Annotated in this window: 1 protein-coding gene and 1 pseudogene; one reads left to right on the top strand and one right to left on the bottom strand. The window is 72.8% G+C overall.

Annotated features, from left to right (window positions below):
* On the top strand, positions 1 to 774 hold a 774-nt coding region (locus DSY14_RS27805; RefSeq protein WP_374224071.1), incomplete at its 5' end, for a DUF3159 domain-containing protein.
* A gap of 212 nt (positions 775 to 986) precedes the next feature.
* Here the strand turns inward: DSY14_RS27805 and DSY14_RS27800 are convergent.
* Positions 987 to 1,266: pseudogene (locus DSY14_RS27800) on the bottom strand (ABC transporter ATP-binding protein); the annotation flags it as partial.

The raw sequence follows: 1,266 nt of genomic DNA, 5'->3' as shown, positions 1-1,266 counted from the left end.
ACCATGACCGAACAGGACCGTCTCGACCACACCGACCCCACCGCCCCGGGCACGGGGGGAACCGAGGACGAGGCTCGGGACGCGGGCCCCGGAGCATCGGGAGCGCCCGACCCGTCGGAGGGACCGGAGCAGCCCGAGCAGCCCGTCGATCTCCGTAAGGCGGTGCTCGACGGGGTCGGGGGGCCCTCGGGGATGGTGTACTCGACAATTCCGGTCATCGGGTTCGCGGCGGCCGTGCCGTTCGTCGCGCTCACCACCGCGATCGGGGTCGCGATCGTCGCGGCCGTGGCGCTGGGGGCGTTCCGCATGTGGCGCGGGGAGCCCTTCATGGCCGCGATGGGCGGTGTCTTCGCGGTCGCCGTGGCCGGCGGGGTCTCCGCCTGGACCGGATCGGCCAACGACTTCTTCCTCATCGGGATCTGGGCGTCACTGGTCGGGGCCGTGGTCACGATCCTCTCGCTCCTTGTGCGCCGCCCGCTGACCGGCGTCATCTGGAACGCCGTCCACGGCGGCGACCACGCCTGGCGTGAGGACCGACCCTCGCTTCGCGTCCACGACCTGGCCACCCTGACAGTTGCGGCCGTCTTCGCGGGCCGGTTCATCGTGCGGCAGTGGCTCTACCTCGCCGAATCGACCAGTGGGCTGGCGATCGCCGACACCGTGACGGGCTTCCCCCTGACGGTGCTGGCCGCGGTGGTCGTCATCTGGGCCTTCCGCCGCTCCACCAAGCGCCTCGTCAAGGCCGCCGAGGGCGGGCCCGCCGCGCCGGCCTGAGCGACCCGATCCGCGTGTTCCGACCGGGGCCGGGTCGCCATGGCGACGCCGACGCCGGGGAACGAGCCGGGATGCCCGGGAACGTTCGGGCAGGCGAGGGCGGTGCGCGTCGGGGAGCGCGGCGCACACCCGACACTCCGATGAACCACGTGAGGCCCCGTCCGCCGTGTACCGGCGGACGGGGCCTCAGGTGTGCGTGCGCGGACGCGCCCCTACGCGGCGGCGTCCTGCGCGCGCTTGGCGAAACGCTCGGCGCGCAGGCGCCGGGCCTCGTCGGGGTCCAGGACCGGGGCGGCCGTGAGCAACTGCCGCGTGTAGTCGCTCTGCGGGTTCTCGTACACCGAGTCGCTGTCGCCCATCTCGACGATCTCGCCCTTGCGCATCACCGCGACGCGGTCGCTGACCTGGCGCACGACCGCGAGGTCGTGGGCGACGAAGATGTAGGTCAGCCCGAAGTCGTCCTGCAACTCCGAGAGCAGCCGCAACACCTGG

It is taken from the genome of Nocardiopsis sp. MG754419, from assembly GCF_018207095.1.
In the GTDB taxonomy this organism is placed as follows: Bacteria; Actinomycetota; Actinomycetes; order Streptosporangiales; family Streptosporangiaceae; genus Nocardiopsis.
This window is presented reverse-complemented; position numbering and strand designations above follow the sequence as displayed.